The sequence below is a fragment of the Streptomyces chisholmiae genome (assembly GCF_031845445.1).
GTDB classification, from domain to species: Bacteria; Actinomycetota; Actinomycetes; order Streptomycetales; family Streptomycetaceae; genus Streptomyces; species Streptomyces chisholmiae.
Genome location: NZ_JAVREO010000024.1, coordinates 33,983 through 55,297, shown reverse-complemented (window position 1 = coordinate 55,297; position 21,315 = coordinate 33,983). Strand labels below are relative to the sequence as shown.

The window sequence follows — 21,315 nt, the reverse complement described above, 5'->3', positions numbered from 1 at the left end:
GCCGGGCCCCCGTCCCACCCGGAGCACACCCCGCACGGAGAGTCGATTGAACAGGGCCACCAGGCCGGAGCCGGTACCGGCGCCGGACCCGAGCACCGCACACGAAGCCGACCGCCACGCCCTGATCCGGGTGCGCGGCGCGCGCGCGAACAACCTCCGGGACGTCGACGTCGACCTCCCCAAACGCCGGCTGACGGTGTTCACCGGGGTCTCCGGCTCCGGCAAGTCCTCCCTGGTCTTCGGCACCATCGCCGCCGAGTCGCAGCGGCTGATCAACGAGACCTACAGCGCGTTCGTGCAGGGCTTCCTGCCGACCCAGGCCCGGCCGGAGGTCGACGTGCTGACCGGCCTGACCACCGCGATCATCGTGGACCAGGAGCGGCTGGGCGCCCACGCCCGCTCCACGGTCGGCACCGTCACCGACGCCAACGCGATGCTGCGCATCCTCTTCAGCCGGCTCGGCCGGCCGCACGTCGGCCCGCCCAACGCGTTCTCCTTCAACGTCGCCTCGATCCGGGCCAGCGGCGCGATCACCGTGGAGCGCGGCGACCGGAAGACCGAGCACAAGACCTACAGCGTGCTGGGCGGCATGTGCCCGCGCTGCGACGGCATGGGCCGGGTCGACGACATCGACCTGTCGCAGCTCTACGACCCGGACAAGTCGCTCGCCGAGGGCGCGATCACCATCCCCGGCTACAAGGCCGACGGCTGGACGGTGCGGATCTTCAGCGCCTCCGGCTACTTCGACCCGGACAAGCCGATCCGCGACTACACCGAGACCGAGCTGCACGACTTCCTGTACCGCGAGCCCACCAAGGTCAGGATCGAGAACACCAACATGACCTACGAGGGGCTCGTCCCCCGGGTCCAGAAGTCGTTCCTGGCCAAGGACCGGGACGCGATGCAGCCGCACATCCGGGCGTTCGTGGACCGGGCGGTGACCTTCACCCCGTGCCCCGAGTGCGGCGGCAGCCGGCTCAACGAGGCGGCCCGGTCCTCCCGGATCAACGGGGTCAACATCGCCGAGGCGTGCGCGATGCAGATCAGCGACCTGGCCGGTTGGGTCGCCGGGCTGGACGAGCCGTCGGCCGGGCCGCTGCTGGAGACGCTGCGGCACACCCTCGACTCGTTCGTGCAGATCGGCCTGGGCTACCTCTCCCTGGACCGGCCCTCGGGCACCCTCTCCGGCGGTGAGGCGCAGCGCACCAAGATGATCCGCCATCTCGGCTCGGCCCTCACCGACGTCACCTACGTCTTCGACGAGCCCACCATCGGCCTGCACCCGCACGACATCCAGCGGATGAACGACCTGCTGCTGCGGCTGCGGAACAAGGGCAACACGGTGCTGGTCGTCGAGCACAAACCGGAGACCATCGCCATCGCCGACCACGTGGTCGACCTGGGCCCCGGCGCCGGCACGGCCGGCGGCACCGTCACCTACGAGGGCACCGTCGAGGGGCTGCGGGCCAGCGACACCCGCACCGGCCGGCACCTGGACGACCGGACCGCCGTCAAGGCGAAGGTGCGCACCCCCACCGGCCGGCTGGAGATCCGCGGCGCCGCCACCCACAACCTGCGCGACGTGGACGTGGACATCCCGCTCGGGGTGCTGACCGTGGTGACCGGCGTCGCCGGCTCCGGCAAGAGTTCGCTGGTGCACGGCTCGATCCCGGCCGGGCCCGAGGTGGTCTCCATCGACCAGGGCGCCATCCGGGGCTCCCGGCGCAGCAACCCGGCGACCTACACCGGGCTGCTTGACCCGATCCGCAAGGCGTTCGCCAGGGCCAACGGCGTGAAGCCGGCGCTGTTCAGCCCGAACTCGGAGGGCGCCTGCCCGAACTGCAACGGGGCCGGCGTCATCTACACCGACCTGGGGATGATGGCCGGCGTCGCCACCACCTGCGAGGTGTGCCAGGGCCGCCGGTTCCTGGCCGAGGTGCTGGACCACCACCTCGGGGGGCGGGACATCAGCGAGGTGCTGGCCATGCCGGTGGCCGAGGCGGAGCGGTTCTTCGCCGCCGGCGAGGCCCGCGTCCCGGCCGCGCACGCCATCCTGGAGCGGCTCACCGACGTCGGCCTCGGCTACCTGAGCCTCGGCCAGCCGCTCACCACGCTCTCCGGCGGCGAGCGGCAGCGGCTGAAGCTGGCCACCCACCTGGGGCGGGCCGGCGGCATCTACGTCCTCGACGAGCCGACCACCGGCCTGCACCTGGCCGATGTCGAGCAGCTTCTCGGCCTGCTGGACCGGCTGGTGGACGGCGGCCGGTCGGTGATCGTGGTGGAGCACCACCAGGCGGTGATGGCACACGCCGACTGGCTGATCGACCTGGGCCCGGGCGCCGGCCACGACGGCGGCCGGGTGGTCTTCGAGGGCACCCCGGCCGACCTGGTCGCCTCCCGGGCCACCGTCACGGGCGAGCACCTCGCGGCCTACGTCGGCCGCTGACCGGCGGCGCACCGGCACGCGTGCCAGTGCGCCGCGCCGTCGTCGCTATCCGGGCAGCGGGCGGTCGGGGTCCCGCGTCGCCTCGTCCAACAGTTCCGCGAAGCCGTCCGCCCAGCCCGCGACGGTCGCCGGCTCGAACAGGTCGGTCGAGTACTCGAAGGTCACCGTCCACCCGTCCGCGCCGTCGGCCAGCACCACGTACAGCTCGTTCCTGGCCACCCCGGTCGTCGGCAGGCCGCGCACGGTGGCCGTCACCCCGGGCAGGTCAAGCCGGGGCGGGGCCGTGGTGACCACGGTGAACAGCGCGTTCGGGAAGAGCCCGGCGGTGCTGTCCGGCGCGACCAGCTCGGCCACCTCGGTCAGCGGCAGCTCCTGGTGGTCCAGCGCGGCGAACAGCGCGCCGCCGAGCTGCCGGGCCAGGTCGGCGAAGGTGGCCGCCGAGCCGAGCCGGGCCCGTAGCAGCACCGCGTCGCCCACCATGCCGACCACCTCGGTCCGCCCGGGGCCCAGCCGGTTGGCGCTGGACGCGGCCAGCACCAGGTCGTCCCGCCGCCCGCCGCGCTCGGCCAGCCAGGCGGCGAACGCGGCGGCCAGCACCGCGTAGGGCGTGGTGCCCAGCCGGGTCGCGGTCGCCGCGACCCGCTCGGACAGCGCCCCGCCCAGCGCCCGCTGGTGCAGGGCGCCCCGGCCGGAGAGGACCGGTGGCCGGGGCCGGTCGTACGGCAGCTCCAGGGTCAGCGGCACGTCCCGCAGCTCGGCCCGCCAGAACCGCTCCAGCTCGGCGCGGCGGGCGGCGGTCAGCCCGGACTCCGCGCGGGCGCAGTCGGTGAACTGGGCTGCTGGCGGGGGCAGTTGGCCGCCGGACCCGGTGCGGGCCGCGTAGCGCGCGGCCAGCTCCCGCCAGATCACCGCCATCGACCAGCCGTCGCACACCGCGTGGTGCAGCACGGTCAGCAGCAGCCAGCGGTCCCGGCCGAGCCGCGCCAGCCGGAACCGGAAGAGCGGGGCCCGCTCCAGCGTGAACGGCGGCGTGACCTGGGCGCGGCACCAGTCGGCCAGCGCCGGCTCGTCGTCGGCCCCGTAGGTCAGGTCGGTCAGGTCGGTCACCGGCAGCGTCACCGGCACCCGGTCCAGCACCTCGAACAGGTGGGCGCCGTCCGCCCGTCGGGTCAGCTGGCCGCGCAGCGCGTCGTGCCGGGCCACCAGGTCGGCCAGGGCCGCCCCGAGGGCCGCCGGGTCCAGCTCGCCGCGCAGCTCGATCCGGTGGGCGACGTGGTAGACGGATGAGTCGGCGCGCTCGTGGTGCCGCACCCACAGCCGGCGCTGCACGGAGGTCATCGGCACGGTCTCCCGGACGGTGCCCGGGCCGTCGTCCGGGGAGCCGTCCGTCGCGTCACCGGCCGTGGCGGCGGGCCGGGCGGTGGCCGGTGTCGGTCGGGGCGTGGGCCCGGGGCGTTTGCCGCCCGCCTCCCGGGGTTCCCCATAGCGCTCCGCAAGGCGTTCCTCCAAGCGCCGGGCGACGCCCCGGACGGTGGGGGAGCGGAAGAAGTCGGTCATCGGCAGCGCCGCGTCCAGCTCGCCGGCCATCCGGTTGAGCAGCCGGATGGCGCTGAGCGAGTGGCCGCCCAGCTCGAAGAAGGAACGATCCGCCGGGACCGCGTCCAGTCCCAGCTCGTCGCTCCACAGCTCGGCCAGCGCCTTCTCCAGCGGGCTGGCCGGCTCCCCGGCCGCGCCCGGCGGCGGGCCGTCCGCCGCCGGCGCCGGCAGCGCCGCCCGGTCCAGCTTCCCCGAGGCGTTCACCGGCAGCCGCGCCAGCCACACCCACCGGCCCGGCACCAGGTGGTCCGGCAGCACGGCGGCCAACGCCGCGCGCGGCGACTCGGGTTCGGCCGCCGGGTCGGCCGGCACCAGGTAGCCGACCAGCTCCGTCTCGCCGTGCCGGTCCCGGCGGGCCAGCACGGCCGCGTCCCGCACGCCGGGCAGCGCCAGCAGCGCGGCCCGCACCTCGTCCGGCTCCACCCGGTGCCCGCGTACCTTGACCTGGTCGTCGATCCGGCCCAGGTACTGGAGCGCGCCGTCCGCCCGCCAGCGCCCCAGGTCGCCGGTCCGGTACTCGACCCCGCCGGCGCCGTCGTCGCGGAAGGCGGCGGCGGTCTCCGCCGGCCGGTCCAGGTAGCCGTGCGCGACCGGGACGCCGCCCAGGTGGATCTCGCCGACCGCCCCCGGCGGCACCAGCCGGCCGGCCGCGTCCAGCAGCCGCACCCGGGCCCCCGGCACCGGCGTGCCGATCGGCGGCCACTCCTCACCGTCCGGCGCGACCCGGTGCGAGGTGACGATGATCGACGCCTCCGTCGGGCCGTACTGGTTGTGCAGCGCGCACTCCGGGTGCGCGGCCAGGAACCCGCGGCCCGCCTCGGTCAGGTGCAGCGCCTCGCCGGCCGAGAACAGCTCGCGCAGGGACGGCAGTTGGGGCCGGGCTTCGAGCAGGTACCGGAGCGGGGTGGCGGGCATGAAGATCCGCTGCACCGCGTGCCGGCGGACCGCGTCGGCGACCGCCGCCGGGTCGTGCCGCACCTCGTCGGCGACCAGGACCAGGGTGGCGCCGGCGGCCAGCGTGGTGAAGATCTCCTGCACGCTGACGTCGAAGGCCGGCGAGGTCCACTGCAGGGTGCGCAGCGGGGGGTGCCGGTCCAGATGGGCCAGCACCAGGTTGACCGGGCCCCGGTGGGGCACCAGCACGCCCTTGGGGCGGCCGGTCGAACCCGAGGTGTACAGGCAGTACGCCGGGTCCTCGGGGCCGGCGTCCGCCGCCTCGTCCGCCGCCTCGTCCGTCGGGTCCCCGGGGTCGGTGGGGTCGGTGACCTCGGTGGGGTCCGGCGCCGGCTCGTCGGGCCGCTCGGCCGCCGGCTGGTCCTCGTCCACCAGGACGACGGGCAGCAGGTCGGCGAGTTCCGGCCGCTCGGCGAGCAGCGCCGCGTTGGTCAACAGCAGCACCGGGCCGCCGTCGGCGAGCAGCTCGGCCTGCCGTCGGGCGGGCGTCGCCGGGTCCAGCGGCAGATAGGCCGCACCGCTGGTCAACACCCCCAGCAGGGCGGTGATGAGCGCCGGCCCACGCGGCAACGACACCGCCACCCGCCGGCCACGGCGCGCGCCCCGGGCCCGCAGCCGGCCCGCCAGCCGCTCCGCCTCCGCCAGCAACTCCCCGTAGCTGACCCGCCGTTGTTCACCGCCCTGGTCGTCGAGCAGGGCGAGGTCCGCCGGGTGCGCGCGGGCCCGCGCGGCGACCAGCCCGTGCAGCGTGTCGGCGACCGCGGGCCGGGGCTGGTCAAGACCGCCAAGCCGGGCCAGCAGCGCGCGCTCCGGCCCGCCGACATCGGTCAGCTCGTCGAGCGGCGCCCCCGGGGCGTTCAGCGCCCGGCGCAGCAGCTGTTCGACCCGCGCCACCAGGCCGCGCACGGTGCCCTCGTCGAAGAGCGCCGTGTCGTACTCGACCATGAACCGCACCCCGCCGGGGTGGTGCGTCAGGTAGCAGCTGAGGTCGAACGGGGCCCGGTCGCTCGGCACGTCGAGCAGGGTCGCGGTCAGCGGCGGGGCGAACTCGACGGCGCCCTCGTTCTCGTACTCGACCAGCACCTGGAAGAGCGGGTTGCGGCCCGGGTCGCGGCGCGGGTTGAGCGCCCCGACCAGCTCGTCGAACGGCACCTCCCGGTGTTCGAACGCGGCCGTGCTGCTCTCCCGCACCCGGCGCAGCAGCGTCGGGAAGTCCGGGTCGCCGGCCAGGTCCAGCCGGAGTGGCACGGTGTCAAGGAACAGTCCGACGCGGTCCTCGGCGCCCGGTGGGCGGGCGGCGACCGCGGTGCCGAGGACCACCTCGTGCTGCCCGGCCTGCCGGGCGAGCACCGCGCCGATCGCGCCACTCAGCGCCATGAACAGGGTCGCCCGGTGGCTGGCGACGAACGCCCGCAGCCGGCCGACGAGTTCGGCGTCCAGCTCGTGGCTGAGGCTGGCGCCGGCGCCGGACCTGACCGGCGGCCTGGGCCGGTCGGTCGGCAGCGTCAGCTCCGGGGCGTCGGCGAGCAGCGCCCGCCAGTGCTCCAGCGCGGCGGCCCGCGCCGCGTCGTCCGGCCCGGGCGGGGGCGGGAGTTCCGGCAGCGGCGGCAGCTCGGCCGTCGCGTCCGGACCGGTCCTCGCCCGGTACAGGGCGGCCAGGTCCCGGGCCAGCACGGTGGTCGATGAGGAGTCGAAGACGATGTGGTGGGCCATCAGGAACAGCAGGTGCCGGTCCGCCGCGAGCCGCAGCAGCCGGGCGGTGACCAGCGGCCCGGTCGTCAGATCCAGCACCCGGCGGCCCTCGGTCACCAGCACGGAACGCAGCGCCTCGGCCACCGTCAGCCCCGTGCGGTCGTCAACCGGGCAGTCCAGCCGCATCCGGTCCCGGATCTCCTGGTACGGCACCCCGTCCTCGTCGCCGACCACCGTGCGCAGCGCCGGGTGCCGGTCGGCGACCCGGTCCAACGCCCAGCGCAGCGCCGCCACATCGAGCGGCCCGTCCAGCTGGATCGCCTTCGGCTCGTGGTACATCAGGGTGCCGGGGTGCAGCCGCTCCAGGAACCAGATCCGGCGCTGGGCCGGCGACAGCGGCGCCCGCCGGGGCGGGTGTTCCGGCGCGGAGCCGGTGCCGGCCGCCGGTGTGTCGCGGGCTTCGACCGGGGCCTGGACCGCCGGCCGGGCGGGTGGTTCGGCCGGGGCCTCGACCGAAGGCCCGGCCAGCCGGCGGCGGAGCCGGTCCAGCGGGGCCAGCCCGGCGAGCACCTTCTCCGGTGCCATGCCGAAGTCCACGAAACAGGCCAACTCGTCGGCGCCGGCGGCCATCAGGCGGCGCGCGGTCGCCTCGGCCGTCTCCGCGTCGCCGATCAGCGCCCGCGTCGCGCAGTAGCTCTGGTAGGCCCGCCCCAGCAGGAACTCGACGTCCTCCTCCGGGGTGTTGGCCAGGTCCACCGAGATGCCGAGGCTGCTGGTCACCTGGCTGAGCAGCGAGAGCGAGGAGCGCAGGTAGGTCACGAACGGCTGGTGCGCCTCGGCCCGGGCGCGTTCCCCGTCCTCGTCCAGGTAGGTGTGCACCAGCACCACGACCCGGCCGGCCGCCGGGTCCAGCCCGTGCTCGGCCCGGGTGCGCCGGTACAGCGTGATGTTCTCCGCCAGCTGCTCGACGGTCTGGGTCATCAGGTTGGTCACCACGCCCAGGCCCTCGGCGGCGGCCCTGCGGTAGCTGTCCGGGTTGCCCACCACGGCCGCGTACATCGGGAGGTGTTCCTGGAGGGGACTCGGGTGCAGTCGCACCTCCACCGGCTTGTCGTCGCCGGCCCGCACGGTCAGCGGCGCGCCGGACCACAGCTGCCGTACGGTCGCCAGCTGCTCGTACATCACTTCCCGGTGCCGGCCGAAGTGCTGGGGCGCCAGGGCGAAGTCGGTGGCGTGCCAACCGCTGGCGAAGCAGAGCCCCACCCGGCCGCCGGAGATGTTGTCCACCACCGACCACTCCTCGGCGACCCGCACCGGGTGGTGCAGCGGCAGCACCACGGAGCCGGCGTGCAGCCGCACCCGCCGGGTGCGCGCGGCCAACGCGGCAGCGAGCACGGACGGGTTGGGGAAGAGCGCGCCGAAGGAGTCGAAGTGCCGCTCGGGGAACCACAGGGCGTGGAAGTCGTGTTCGTCGGCGAACTCGGCGGCCGCCATGATCAGTCCGTACTTGTCCCGCGCGGCGTGCTGCGGGTAGTCGCCGAAGAAGTACAGGCTGACGTCGCAGCCGCCGGGGGGCGCGGTGGTGGCCTCGGCTGGGACAACGGTGGCTTCGCGTGGGGGTGTTGGGGCGGTCGTTGGGAGCGGCGGGGCGGCCGGCGGGGGCGCGGTGGGCGCCGGGCCGGCGGCGGAACCGAGCGCCGCCAGCTGCCCGTTGATCATCTCCCGGGTGTTCGCCACCAGTTGCTCGGTCAGCCGCAGCTGCTGTGCGAACAGGGCGTGCACCTCGGGGGCCGTCGTCCCCGCCGCCGGCGGCGTCGCGGGCTGGGCGGGCCCGGGCGGCGTGGTGGCGGGCGTCGCCACGGGGGGCGCCGGCGGGGCGGCCGGCGGCGTGGCCGTGGGCCGGGCCGCGGGGGCCAGCCGCGCGGCCAGCGCGCGCGGGGTGTCCACCGTGTCGAACAGCTCCCGCACCGGGACCCGCACCCCGTAGCGCTGCTCCAACTCGGCGGTCAGACCCATCAGGGACAGCGAGTCCGCGCCCAGTTCGAAGAAGGACCGGTCCGCGGTCACCTCGGCCGGCTGGTGCCCCAGCTTCTCGGCGGTCAACACCCTTACCGCGTCCACCAGTTGCTCATCGGCGCCACCCTCCTCCGGCGGCGCCGCCGGGGGCGGCGGCCCGACCGGCAGCGGCGGGGCCGGCGGCCTGGCCGGGGGCGGCGGCGCGCTCGGCGGCGGGACCCGCGCCGCGCCGGGGGCGGGGAACGGGAACGCGCGGGGCCGCAGCGGATGCCCGGGCAGCGGCACCCGGCCGCCGGAGGCCAGCGCCCGCCAGTTCGGCTCCGCCCCCCGCCGGTAGAGCGCGCCGAGCCCGCCGAGCAGCCCGCCGACCTGCTCGGCCGGCGTCTCTCCCGCGCCCTGCCCGGCCACCCAGCCGCTCGCCGGCAGCACGTGCCGGCCGATGGCGACCAGGGCGCTGTCCGCCCCGATCGCCACGAAGTCCGTGCAGCCGCGGGCCACGGCGGCGGCCAGCGCCAGGTCGAAACGGACCGGCTGCCGCGCCTGCCGACAGAGGTAGTCCGCGTCCACCCGCCACCCGACCGGGCGCGGCTCCCCGTCGGCCGCCGTCACCAGCGGCAGCTCCAGCGGCCGGAAGGCGACCCGCTCGGCGTGCTCGCGGAACGCGGCGACGGCCGGCTCGACCGCCGGCGAGTGGAAGGCCCGGTCCACCGGCAGCGCCCGCCAGCGCAGCCCCGCCGCCGCGCACCGCCGCGCCACCTCGTCCAGGGCCTCCCTGGGCCCCGAAACCACCTGCGAGCGCGGGCCGTTGACGGCGGCCAGCGTCACGCCGGCCGCGTCGGCCAGGCGCTGGGCGGTCTCCTGGTCGGCACGGATGGCGAGCATCCCGCCCAACGGGCAGTGGTCCCGCATCAGCCGCCCGCGCCAGGCGGTCAGCCGCAGCCCGTCCGCCAGCGACAGGGCACCCGCCGCGTGCAGCGCCGCGAACTCCCCGACGCTGTGCCCCAGCAGCAGCGCCGGCCGGATGCCCAGCTCCCGCCAGACCGTGGCCAGCGCCGCCTGGTGGGCGAAGAGCACGGCCTGCGCCACCTCGGCCGGCCAGCCGGCGGCGTCGGCCGGGGCCGGCGTCACCAGCGACGGCAGGAGATCGCCGCCGAACTCGTCCGCGTACTGCTCGGCGCACTGCTCCAGGACCCGGCGGGCCACCGGGAAGGCGGCGTGCAGGCCGGCCGCGAGCCCGGGCCGGCCGCTGCCCTGCCCGGCGAAGGCGAAGCCGACCGGGCCCAGCGGCTCGGCTTCCCCGGCCGGCAACTCCGCAAGCGCGGCGGCCAGTTCGCCGGCCGTGCGGCCGACGACGGCGGCCCGCGCGGGCCGGTGCGGCCGGCCGAGCGCCAGCGTGGCCGCGACCCGGCCGGCCGCCAGCTCGGGATACGCCCCGAGCCGCTCCCCGAGCCGGTCGACCAACTCCGCGAGCGCCGCCGGGTCGTTCGCCGACACCGGTACCAGCACCGGCAGTTCGGGTGCCGGCGTCGGTGGCGCGGGCGGCGCCTCCTCCAGCACCAGGTGGGCGTTGGTGCCGCCCACGCCCAGCGCGCTGACCCCGGCCCGGCGCGGCCCGCCGCCCGGGACCGTCCACGGGCCCGTCTCCGTGACCAGCGTCAACGGGCCACCTTCCAGGGCCAGTTCGGGATTCGGCTGGGTCAGTCCTGGGGTGGCCGCCAGGGTGCGGTGGCGCAGCATGAGGATCGTTTTCAGCAGCCCGGCCAGGCCGGCGCAGCTGTCCAGGTGCCCGATGTTGGGCTTCACCGAACCGACCGAGCAGAAGCCCGTCCGGTCGGTGTTCTCGCCCAACGCCCGGGCCAGTGCCGTCAGTTCGACCGGGTCGCCGAGCGGGGTCCCGGTGCCGTGCGCCTCCACGTAGGTGACGCTCTCGGCGGGCACCCGGGCCCGGCGCAGCGCCTGTTGGACGACGGCGGTCTGGCCGGCGACGCCCGGCGCGCTGAAGCCGACCTTGGCCGCCCCGTCGTTGTTGACGGCCGAGCCCAGGATCACCGCGTGCACGGTGTCGCCGTCGGCCAACGCCCGGTCCAGCCGCTTGAGCAGCACCGCGGCCACCCCGTTCCCGCCGACCGTGCCGTCCGCGGTCGCGTCGAAGGCCCGACATCGCCCGCTGGGGGAGAGGATCGACCCCGGGTGGCTCCGGTAGCCGGTGGTCTGCGGCAGGTGGACGGCGGCGGCACCGGCCAGCGCCAGGTCGGTCTCCCCGTCGAGGAGCGCCTGGATGGCCAGATGGGTGGCGACCAGCCCGGTGGAACAGGCCGTCTGCACGCCGATGGCCGGCCCGGTCAGGCCCAGCTTGTGGGCCACCCGGGGGGCGAGGAAGTCCGGCTGCCGGCCGATCGCCGCCAGCATCGCGGCGGCCGGGTCCCGCGGATCGAACGGGACGGCCGGCTCCCCGGGGCCCTGGTGGTCGTAGAGCTGCATGCCCGACCCGGCGAACACCCCGATCCTGGTGTCGGGTTCGCCAGCCGCGTAGCCGCCGTCCTCCAGCGCCCGGTGGCAGCACTCCAGGAAGAGCCGGTGCGCCGGGTGGATTGAGGCGGCCTCCTTGGGTGGCACGCCGAAGAAGTCCGCGTCGAACTCCTCCACTCCGTCGAGGACGCCGGCGACCGGCACCAGCGCCGGGTCCCGGCGCTGCTCGGGGCTGAGCCCGGCCGCCGCCAACTCCCCGTCGGCCAGCCGCCGGACGCTGACCCGGCCGTCCCGCAGCAACTCCCAGAACTCTTCCGGGGAGTTGGCCCCCGGAAAGCGCAGGGCCATCCCGATCACGGCGATCCGCCGGTCGTCGCTGCCGCCGGCGGGGGCGGCCGGCGCGGCCGGCGCTGCCGGCGCCGGCAGCGGGGTGGTGGCGGCGAGGTGCGCGCCCAGCGTGGCGGCCGTCGGATGCTCGAAGAACGCGGCGGCCGGCACGGGGCGGCCCAGCCGCCGCGCCAGTCGCTCCCGCAGCCGGGTGAGGAGGACGGAGGTCAGCCCGAGTTCGTAGAACGGGGCCTGGCTGTCCACCGGCCCCCCGAGGAGCGCGCCCACCTCCTCCCCGACCACCGCGACCAGCTCCGACGAGTCCGGCTGCGCCGAAGGCGGCGCTGGCGCCGTGGGGCCGGCGGCGGCCGCGCCGGCGAGGGCCAGGCCGGTCGGTCCCGGCCGCGCCGACGGCGGCCCGGCCGGCGGGGCCGGGGCCCGGTCAGCCGAGGCCGGCTCGAACCGGCCCCCAGCCGGGTCAGCTGTTCCGGGGCCGGTCGCGGGTGCGTCGGTCGTCGCCTGGCCGGCCGGGCGCGGCTTCGCCAGCGGCGGGCTCGCCGAAGCGGGACCGGTCGGGTGCGGCCCGGCCGCCGACGGCTTCGCCGGGGCCGGTCCCACCGACCGCGGTCCGACCGAGACCGGCCCGGCCCACGCGGGCTCCGCCAACGGCGGCTCCGCCGCGCGGGTTTCGCCGTCTCCCCGCAGCGTGGGGCCCTGCGCGGTCTCCGCCGGGCCCGGCCCGTGGCCCGGGGCCGAGCCGCCCGGCTCCGCTCCCGCCACGACCCCGCTGGTTCCGTCCGCTGCCCGCCCCGGCTCCGCCGGGCTCAGGCTGGATCCGCCCGGTCCCGGTGCCGTGGTCGATGCGGTTCCGTCGGTCTGCGGCCGTGCCTGGCCGGGTTCTGCCGTGCTGAGGTCGTCTCCTGGCTCTGACTCTGCCGATGCGGTTCCGTCTGCGGCCGGCCGTGCTGTCGGCTGCCCGGCCGTTGCCCGTTCGGCCGGGCTCAGGCTGGATCCGCCCGGTCCCGGTGCCGTGGTCGATGCGGTTCCGTCGGTCTGCGGCCGTGCCTGGCCCGGTTCTGCCGTGCTCAGGTCGTCTCCCGGCTCCGACTCTGCCGATGCGGTTCCGCCCGCCGCCGGCCGTGCCGACCGCCCCGCGTCCGCCGCCGGCCCCGACCCCGGCTCCGCCGGTCCTCGCTCCGCCGGGCCCAGGCCGGTTCCGTCCCGCCCCGCTGCCGCGGCCCGGGCCGCGCTGGCCCCCGCCGGCCGCGCCCGGCGCGGCCCGGCCGGGTCCGCCGCGGCGGCTCCCGGTGCCGGCCCCGCCGGCTCCCGCCCGCCCGGCCCGCGTTCCGCCAGGAGGCGGTCGCGGAGTTCGGCGCGGCGGACCTTGCCGGCCGGGGTGCGCGGGAACTCGTGGGCGGGGACGGCGCGGACCTCGGCGGCGGTCAGGCGGAGCCGGGTGAAGAGCGCGGCCCGCACCTCGGTGGCGATCCGGGCGTCGGCCGCCGTGCCCCTGCTGACGAAGAAGACCGCCAACTCCTCGGTACCCGAGTCGGGTTGGGGGATGCCGCAGGCGGCCACCTCGCCCTGCCGGACACCGGCGACGGCGGTGGCCGCCTCCTCCACCTCGTGGCAGTAGACGTTGTGCCCGTGCAGGATGATCATGTCCTTGCGGCGGCCCGTGATGACCACCTGGCCGTCCGCGAGGAACGCCAGGTCGCCGGTGTCGAGCCAGTCCCGGCCGGCGGGGAACGCGGCCGCGTCCGCCGCCGCGTCGTTGACGTGCCCGGGGGTGACCCGGGCGGGGGAGTGGACCTGGAGCCGGCCGATCCGGCCCGGCGTCACCAGCGCGCCGTCCTCGTCGACCAGCCGCAGGCTGACCCCGTGGGCCGGGGATCCGGACGCGACGAAGGTGACGCTGTCCGCTTCCGGCGTCGCGGCGTCGGCCTGCACGAGGTCCCCGCCGAGGCTGTCCTTGCGCAGCCGGTAGACGGTGCCGGGCCGGTCGAGCCGGCCGTAGGTGATGGCGGTTACCGTCTCCGCCATGCCCCAGACGGGCATCACGTGCCGCTCCTGGACGCCGTAGCGGGCCGTCGCGTCGAGGAACCGGCGCAGCACCGGCAGCGCGACCCGTTCGCCGCCGCACACCAGGGTCTTGAGGCGGTCCAACGACCAGTCGCCCGGCGGGCGTTCGGCGAGCGCATCGACCACCAGCTGGTAGGCGAAGGTCGGCGCCCAGCCGTGCGCGGCCCGGTGCTCGTGGAGCAGGTCGAGCCAGCGGGTCGGCTCGGCCAGCACCCGCTCGGTCGGGGTGTGCACGTTGGTGCTGCCGGTGAAGACGGCCAGCACGTGGTAGAGCAGGAAGGCGCCGCTGTGGTCCACGGGCAGCCAGTTGACCAGCGTGTCCTCGGGCCGCACCGACAGCAGCCGGCGTGAGCTGGCGGCGAAGTCGGCGAGGCCGGCGTGCGTCAGCCGGGCCGCCTTGGGGCCGCCGGTGCTGCCGGAGGAGAGCATCAACAGGGCGGTGTCGGCCGGGTCGGGCGTCACCTCGCCGGTGGCCGGCTCGGCGGCCAGGCAGTCCCCGGCGACCGCGACCGGCAGCCCGGGGGCGGCGCCGGCGAGCGCCGCGGCGCCGGCCGCGTCGGTCAGCACCAACGGCCGGTCCAGCAGCCGGCCGACGTGCAGGAGCCGGTCCAGCGCCGGCGAGCCCGGGGCCGGTTGGTCGGCGATGGCCACCGGCTGGGCGCCGCCCAGCACGCAGGCCCAGAACGCGGGGAAGAAGTCGGCCAGCGGCAGCCCGCACAGCACCACCGGGTCGCCGGCGCGCACCCCGCGCGCTCGCAGCCCACCGAGCAACCGCCGGGCGGTGTCCAGCAGTTCGGGATACGAAAGGCCGCTGCTCCCGGCGTCCGTGACGGTGATCACGGCGGCGTCGCCGGCGGACCGCGCGGCCCGCAGCAGCGCCTGCACGGCGTCCCGGGGGTCGTCGTCGGTGAACTCCGGCTCAGGACCTCGGCAGACCGCCTGCCCCGGGACGCGTTCCATCGGCGTTCTCTTCCTCTCGTGGTTCCCCGCCCGTGGCCGGCGTGGACGGTGTGGACCGCGCGCCGCCGAACCGGCCGAAGGTGTACAGCAGCAGGACCAGCCCGCCGCACAGCGCCGCGCCGTGGAAGGCGCCGACCACGGCCAGCGGCGGCAGCACCTCAAGTGCCCCGGCGGCGGCCACCGTGCCCAGCGCGAAGCCGGACTGCTCCGCGGTGGCGGACAGCCCGAACAGCCAGCCGCGCCGCCGGTCCGGCAGCGCCTGGAGGCGCGAGGTGTAGATGATCTCCGTCCAGCCGTCGGCGAAGCCCGCGCAGGCCGCCGCGGCCATCAGCCCGGCGGCCGGCAGCCCCAGGAAGGCAGCGGTGAAGGAGAGCGCCATCGCGCAGGTGCCCAGCGCGAACGCCCGCTCGCTCCACGCCGCCTCGCCCTGCCGGCGCAGCACCAGGTGGGCCAGGACGGTGCCGACCGCCCAGGAGGCCCAGAACTGGGTCATGAACAGGGCGGGTTGGTCGGGCGTCTCGGCGTGCGCGACCACCGGCAGCGCCACGTTGTGCGAGGAGGACGCCAGCGCGTCCAGGCCGCGCAGCGCCACCAGCCCCAGCAGCAGCGCCGGCAGCCCGGCCGCCGCGCGCCGCCACCGGCCCACCCGCTCGCCGTCCGGCGCCGGGTCGGCCGGCTCGGCCGCCGGCTCCTCGGGCGGGGCGTCCGTGCGGGGCCGCAGCACCAGCAGGACGGTGGCCGAGACGGCGAAGCTGACCGCGTTGACGGTGAACGCCAGGGCGTAGCCGCCGAACCCGATGACCGCCGCAGCCGAGGCGAAGCCGAGCACGGTGGCCATCGAACGGGCCGTCACCAGCAGTCCGTTGACCCGGGCCCTGGCGTCCTGGCCGACGATCACCGGCACCGCGCTGCGCAGCGCCACGGTGAAGTACGTGTTCCCCGCGCCGAGCACCACCACGGCCCCGGCGAGCAGCGCCAGCGGGGTGTGCGAGGCGCACAGCGCCAGCACCACCATGGTGGTGCCCTGCGCGGCGTCCGCGCCGATCATCACCGTGCGGCGGCTGATCCGGGCGGTCAGCGCGCCCGCCGTCAGGCCGGCGACGAACCCGGCGCCCAGCCGCAGCGCCATCACCAGCCCGACCCCGAACGCGGTGCCGGTCACCTCGTAGGAGAACAGGCTCAACGCGATCAGGTTCAGGTAGTTGCCGTAGGCCGAGACGGCGTAGGCGCCCGCGAGCAGGCGGGCGACGCCGTCCACAGCACCCACGAACTTCCCCCTTGCGAAACCCCGTAGCGGAACCGGTGGTTCCTCTGGCTGGCGAGCTTAACCGCTGTGGCCCGCCACCGCATTATTTCCGAACGGAACGGAAAAGCCGACTAGTTGACGGTCTGTCAGGACTCGGTCGCATCTGGTCACCCGGCGCCTCGGCGATCCGCCCCGGCGCCGGCGGTTCGCAGGAGCGATCCTTCCGGCCAGGCTCAGCCCATCGCGCGGTCCAGGTTGGTGGCCGCGCTGATCAGCGCGAGATGGGTGAACGCCTGCGGGAAGTTCCCCAGATGCTCGCCGGTCAGACTGATCTGCTCCGCGTACTGCCCCACGTGGTTGGCGTAGGTGAACATCTTCTCCAACGCCAGCCGCGCCTGCTCCACCTCCCCCGTCCTGGTCAGCGCCTCCACCCACCAGAAGGAGCACAGCGAGAAGGTGCCCTCCGAGCCGCCGAGCCCGTCCGGCGATGCCTCCGGGTCGTACCGGAAGACCAGGCTGTCCGCCACCAGGTGCTCGCCGATCGCCGCCAGCGTGGACCGGAACCGCGGGTCGGTCGGCGAGAGCAGCTTCACCATCGGCATCAGCAGCAGCGAGGCGTCCAACAGCGGCCGCCCGGCCGGCTCGCCCTCCACCAGCAGCCGCTGGACGAACGAGCCGGCCTCCGGGTGCCAGCCGCGCGCCATGATCTGGCCGTAGATCTGATCCCGCACCGCCATCCACCGGGACAGGTCGCCGGGCAGCCCCCGCTGGCGGGCCATCCGCACCATCCGCTCGACGGCGACCCAGCACATCAGCCGCGAGTAGGTGTGCTCCTGCCGGCCGGCCCGGGTCTCCCAGATCCCCTCGTCCGGCTGGTCCCAGTGCTCCAGCAGCCACTCCAGGGTGTCGCTCAGGTTCTGCCAGCTGTCGTGCGAGATTCCCGCCCCGTACTTGTTGAACAGGTAAATGGAGTCGACCAGTTCACCGTAGATGTCCAACTGGAACTGCTCGGCGGCGCGGTTCCCGGTGCGTACCGGCCGCGAGCCGCGGTACCCCGCGAGATGGGTCAACTCCTCCTCCGGCAGGCACGGGTCGCCGTCGATGGTGTACATCACCCGCAGCGGCCCGTGCCGCTCGTCCCCCCGGTGCCGCAGCGCCCGGGTCAGCCAGCCGATGAACGCGTCCGCCTCGTTGGTGAACCCCAGCCGCAGCAGCGCGTACAGGGAGAACGCGGCGTCCCTGATCCAGACGTGGCGGTAGTCCCAGTTCCGCTCCCCGCCCAGCAGTTCGGGCAGGCCCAGCGTCGGCGCGGCCACCAGCGCGCCGCTCGGCTCGTGGGTGAGCAGCTTGAGGGTGAGCGCCGAACGGTGCACCGTCTCGCGCCAACGGCCGGTGTAAGAGGACTGGTTGAGCCATCGGCGCCAGAACGCGACGGTGTCCCGGAACAGTCCCTCGGCCTCCGCCGCCCCCAGCTCGGCCGGCGCGTCGCCACCGGCCGTGTCCAGCACGAACAGCGCCGACTCGCCCGCCACCAGGTCGAAGTCGCACCGGGCGTCCCGCCCCACCGACTCCAGCTCGCGGTCGCTGAACAGACTGAGCGTCAACGCGTCCCCGACGAACCGGACGCCAGCCGGCCGCCGTTCGACCCGGTGGGTGCCCCGCCCGTAGTCCAGCCGCGGCGCGACCGTCGTCGTCATCCGCACCCGGCCCCGGACGTTCACCACCCGCCGCACCAGCCGTTGCCGGTGGTCCGTGTCCCGCTCCTTGAGTACCGGCATGAAGTCGTGCACCTCGACCATGCCGTCCTCGGTCAGCATCCGGGTGATCAGGATGTTGGTGTCGGGGAAGTAGAACTGCTGCCGCTGCGCCACCTCGCAGCGCGGCTCGACCGTCCAGTGCCCGCCCCGCTCCGGGTCGAGCAGCGCGCCGAAGACACTGGGCGAGTCGAAGCGCGGCGCGCAGAACCAGTCGATCCGGGCGTCCGTGCCGACCAGCGCGGCCGTCCGCAGGTCGCCGATCAACCCGTGCTCGGCGATCGGCAGGTACGGCGGGTCCAACGCGCTCACCGCTCCGGCACCGCCCAACCGATCGCCCCGGCCAGCCGGTCGGCCGCCGCCGGCCCCCAGGAGCCCCGCGGATAGCCCGACGGCGCCGGCGGGTTCCGCAGCACCGGATCGCACACCTCCCACAGCCGCTCCACCTCGGCCGCCCCCGTGAACAGCGTCTGGTCGCCGCGCATCGCGTCCGCCAGCAGCTTGGCGTAGGCCGGCAGCGGCTCCCCGTCGCCGAACAGGTCAGCGGTGCGCAGCGCGAGCCGCGCCGGCGCCAGCTCGAAGCCGAAGCCCGGCCGCTTGACCGGCAGCCGCAGCGACACCTCGGGCCGGGCGCTCAGCTCAAGCGACAGCTCCATCGGCCCCCGACCGGCCGGTGCCGCCGCCCCCGTCGGGTCGTCGAAGAGCGCCACCGGCGGCTCCCGGAAGCCGAGCGAGATCACCCGCCGGGAGGCCCGCATCGCCTTCCCGGTGCGGAGCAGGAACGGCACACCCCGCCAGCGCCAGTCGTCCACCCAGGCGCGCACCGCGACGAAGGTCTCCACCGTCGAGTCGGCCGCCACCCCGTCCTCGTCCCGGTAGCCGTCGAACTGGCCGAAGACCGTCTCGGCCGGGTCCAGCGGGCGCAGCGCCCGGAACACCCGCAGCTTCTCGGCCCGCAGCTCGGCCGCCGACAGCCGGGCCGGCGGCGCCATCGCCACCAGCCCCAGCACCTGGCACAGATGGGTGACGACCATGTCCCGGAAGGTGCCGGTGGACTCCAGGAAACCGGCCCGGCCCTCAAGGCCCAGCTCCTCCGGCACGTCGATCCGCACATACGCCACCTGGTCGCGGTGCCAGGCCGAGGTCAGTGGGCCGCCCGCGAACCGCAGCGCCAGCAGGTTCCGCACCGCCTCCTCGGCGAGGAAGTGGTCGATGCGGAACACCCGCTCCTCCGGGGCGAGTTCGGCGAGTGTCGCGTCCAGCGAACGGGCGCTGGCCAGGTTCGTGCCGAACGGCTTCTCCAGCACCAGCCGGGCGTCGTCGGCGATGCCGGTCGCGCCCAGCATCCGCACCATGTCCTCGGCGACCGCCGGCGGCACCGACAGGTGCACCAGCACGCCGGCCCGCTCGCCCAGCTCCGCCCTGGCCCGCCGGACGGCGGCCGCCAGCTCGGTGCCGTCCTCGGCGCTGGACACCGCGAAGCCGATCCGCCGGGCGAACGCCTGCCAGGCGGCGGGCTCCACCGTCCCCTCGGTGAACCGGCCCACGGCATCGGCCAGTTGGTCGCGGAAGGCGGCGTCGTCGCCGGGCGAGTGCCGGCCGGAGCCGACGACGCGGAAGTCCTCCGGCAGCAGCCCGTCCCGGAACAGCCGGAACAGGCCGGGGAAGATCTCCCGCCGGGCGAGGTCCCCGGTGGCCCCGAGAACCACCAGGACCTGCGGGTCGAGCGGGGCGGATGAGGCGGCGGTCACGGGTCTCCTCTGCTGAGCCGGATGCTGCCCCACACTCTGCGTGGCCGGCCGCCCCCGGCCAACGAAACCCGCCGACATCCCGGCCGCTGCCGGCCGGCGCCACCCGCGTGGTCGCTCGGCGCCGCGCCAGGGCGCCCGGGGGCGCCGGCCGCCGGCGCCCGGGGGCGCCGAGCGGCGGCGGGGCCGGCGCGGCCGGCCACGGCGGCGGCTGCGGCCGATGCCCCCGGCCGAGGGGCCGGCGGGGGCCGGGCGGGCTGGGGGGCGCTTCTCGGGCGCCGCTGGCTCGCCGTTCCGCCCCCTCGGCAGGGGCGCCGGCCGGCCGGGGGCGGTGGTCGACACCGGAGACGAGGTCCCTACCGGCCCCGGGCCCTGGCCGGTCGCGGTACTGGATACGCCCCGACCGGCGGTCGTCGGGTGCGCCGCCCCACGGGCCCGGGCGGCCACCTTCGTCATGGCCGTTCGCCCGGGCTTGCCGGTGCCGGTGGCCGACGCGATGCGGTCAGGGCCGGTCCGGACGCCGCCAGCCAGCCGCTCCGGCCACCCGTCAGCACCGCCGTCGCCCAGGACGGTGGCCCCGGCGCGGCCCGCGTGCGCGCCTGCCCGGCGCCGGTGCTCAGTCTCGGCGCCCGGCGTCGGCGCCGCGGGCGGCTCAGTGGAGGGCGCGGTGGAGGCGGGCCGCGAGGAGGGCCGTGTGGGGGGCGTGCGCGGGGAGCGCGTCGTGGGCGGCCTGGAGGATCTCCGCGTCCTCGGCGTACTCCGGGCGGTTCGTCCAGGCCAGCAGTAGCTCGGCGTCGCCCGCCCGGCGCAGCGCCGCGCGCAGCGCGCACTCCAGCTCGGTGCGCGCCGCCACCACCGCGGGCGCCTCGGAGCGCGGCAGCAGTGGGCCCGGGTAGCTGGCCAGTGCCCGACGCGGCGCGCCGGCCGCGACCAGTCCGGTCACCTCGTCGGCGTCCACGGTGACCGGGACGGTCAGCCGGTAGGGCCGGGAGGCCACCAACGTGGGGCCCAACAGCCGGCGCAGCCGGGCCAGTTCGGCGCGCACCGTGACGGCGGCCGCCGGGTCGGCGCGGAGCCGGGCGTCCAGCGCCTCGGCCGTCAGGCCGCCGGGGTGGCGGGCCAGCAGGTAGACGATCTCCGAGTGCCGGGGGCTCAGTTCGAGCCGCCCGGCCGGCGTGCTCAGCGCCGCCCGGTCCCGGCCCAGCACCGCAAGGCGGGCCGGCCCGGCGGCGGGTGCCGGCGGCCCGCCGTCGAGCCGCAGCAGCCGCAGCTCCGCCTCCACCGCGGCGACGGCCGCCCGCACCAGGGACAGCGCGTGTGGCGCGCCGATGTGGTCGCCGCCGGTCAGGTCGAGCACGCCCAGCACCGTGCCGGTGCCCGGGTCGCGGACCGGCGCCGCCGCGCAGCTCCAGCCCTGCACCGGCCGGCTGAAGTGCTCGCTGGCGTAGATCTGCACCGGCTGGCCGAGGGCCAGCGCGGTGCCCGGCGCGTTGGTGCCGGCCGCGTCCTCGGCCCAGTCTGCGCCGGCCCGGAAGCCGATCCGCTCGGCGCGGGCGACCAGCGCGGGGGCGCCCTCCACCCACAGCAGCCGGCCGGCGGCGTCGCCGACCGCCGCCACCTGCGCGTCCTCCCTGGCGGTCGCCACCAGCAGGCGGCGGATCACCGGCAGCACGGCGGCCAGCGGGTGGTCCCGGCGGTGGTCGCGCAACTCGTCGTCGGTGAGGCCGGGTCGGGGCCCGGGGCGGTCGGGGTCGACGCCCTGCCGGGCCGAGCGTCGCCAGGACTCGCGCACCACGCCGCGCAGCGGCCCGGCGAGCCAGCCGGTGGCCAGGAACTCCTCGTGCGCGTGCGCCACCGCGCGCCGAACCCACGCCGGGTCCGCCCCCGGTGGCAGGGCTGTGAAGCCGGCAGTCATCGCTGACCCCCGCGTCCAGGCTGGCGGGCGGCGCGGGCCGCGTCGCCCCCGCCCAATGTAGGCGGCCGGGGCGGGCGGCGCGAGACGGCCGGCGGGCCCGGTTCGCAACG

The 21,315-nt window shown here is 76.4% G+C and carries 6 protein-coding genes; 1 reads left to right on the top strand and 5 read right to left on the bottom strand.

Annotated elements, in window-relative coordinates; translation table 11 throughout:
* Positions 1–46 precede the first annotated feature (46 nt).
* Positions 47–2,446: an excinuclease ABC subunit UvrA gene (locus RM844_RS28350; protein WP_311670268.1), complete on the top strand. Its 2,400-nt coding sequence runs from the start codon at positions 47–49 to the stop codon at positions 2,444–2,446.
* A 45-nt stretch (positions 2,447–2,491) separates the two neighbouring features.
* Here the strand turns inward: RM844_RS28350 and RM844_RS28345 are convergent, their stop codons facing one another.
* From RM844_RS28345 to RM844_RS28325, 5 genes are all read right to left on the bottom strand, one after another.
* Entirely contained in the window at positions 2,492–14,542 is a 12,051-nt protein-coding gene (locus tag RM844_RS28345) for a non-ribosomal peptide synthetase/type I polyketide synthase (protein WP_311670267.1), read from the bottom strand.
* Entirely contained in the window at positions 14,502–15,809 is a 1,308-nt protein-coding gene (locus RM844_RS28340) for an MFS transporter (protein ID WP_394814617.1), read from the bottom strand. Before RM844_RS28340 ends, RM844_RS28345 begins: the two co-directional genes overlap by 41 nt.
* Before the next feature lie 212 nt (positions 15,810–16,021).
* Complete coding sequence (locus tag RM844_RS28335) at positions 16,022–17,854, bottom strand: glycoside hydrolase family 15 protein (protein ID WP_311670266.1); 1,833 nt, start codon at positions 17,852–17,854, stop codon at positions 16,022–16,024.
* On the bottom strand, positions 17,851–19,293 hold the full coding sequence (locus RM844_RS28330; RefSeq protein WP_311670265.1) for a glucose-6-phosphate dehydrogenase: 1,443 nt from the start codon (positions 19,291–19,293) through the stop codon (positions 17,851–17,853). Before RM844_RS28330 ends, RM844_RS28335 begins: the two co-directional genes overlap by 4 nt.
* 649 nt (positions 19,294–19,942) lie before the next feature.
* Complete coding sequence (locus tag RM844_RS28325) at positions 19,943–21,145, bottom strand: GAF domain-containing protein (protein ID WP_311670264.1); 1,203 nt, start codon at positions 21,143–21,145, stop codon at positions 19,943–19,945.
* Positions 21,146–21,315 lie beyond the last annotated feature (170 nt).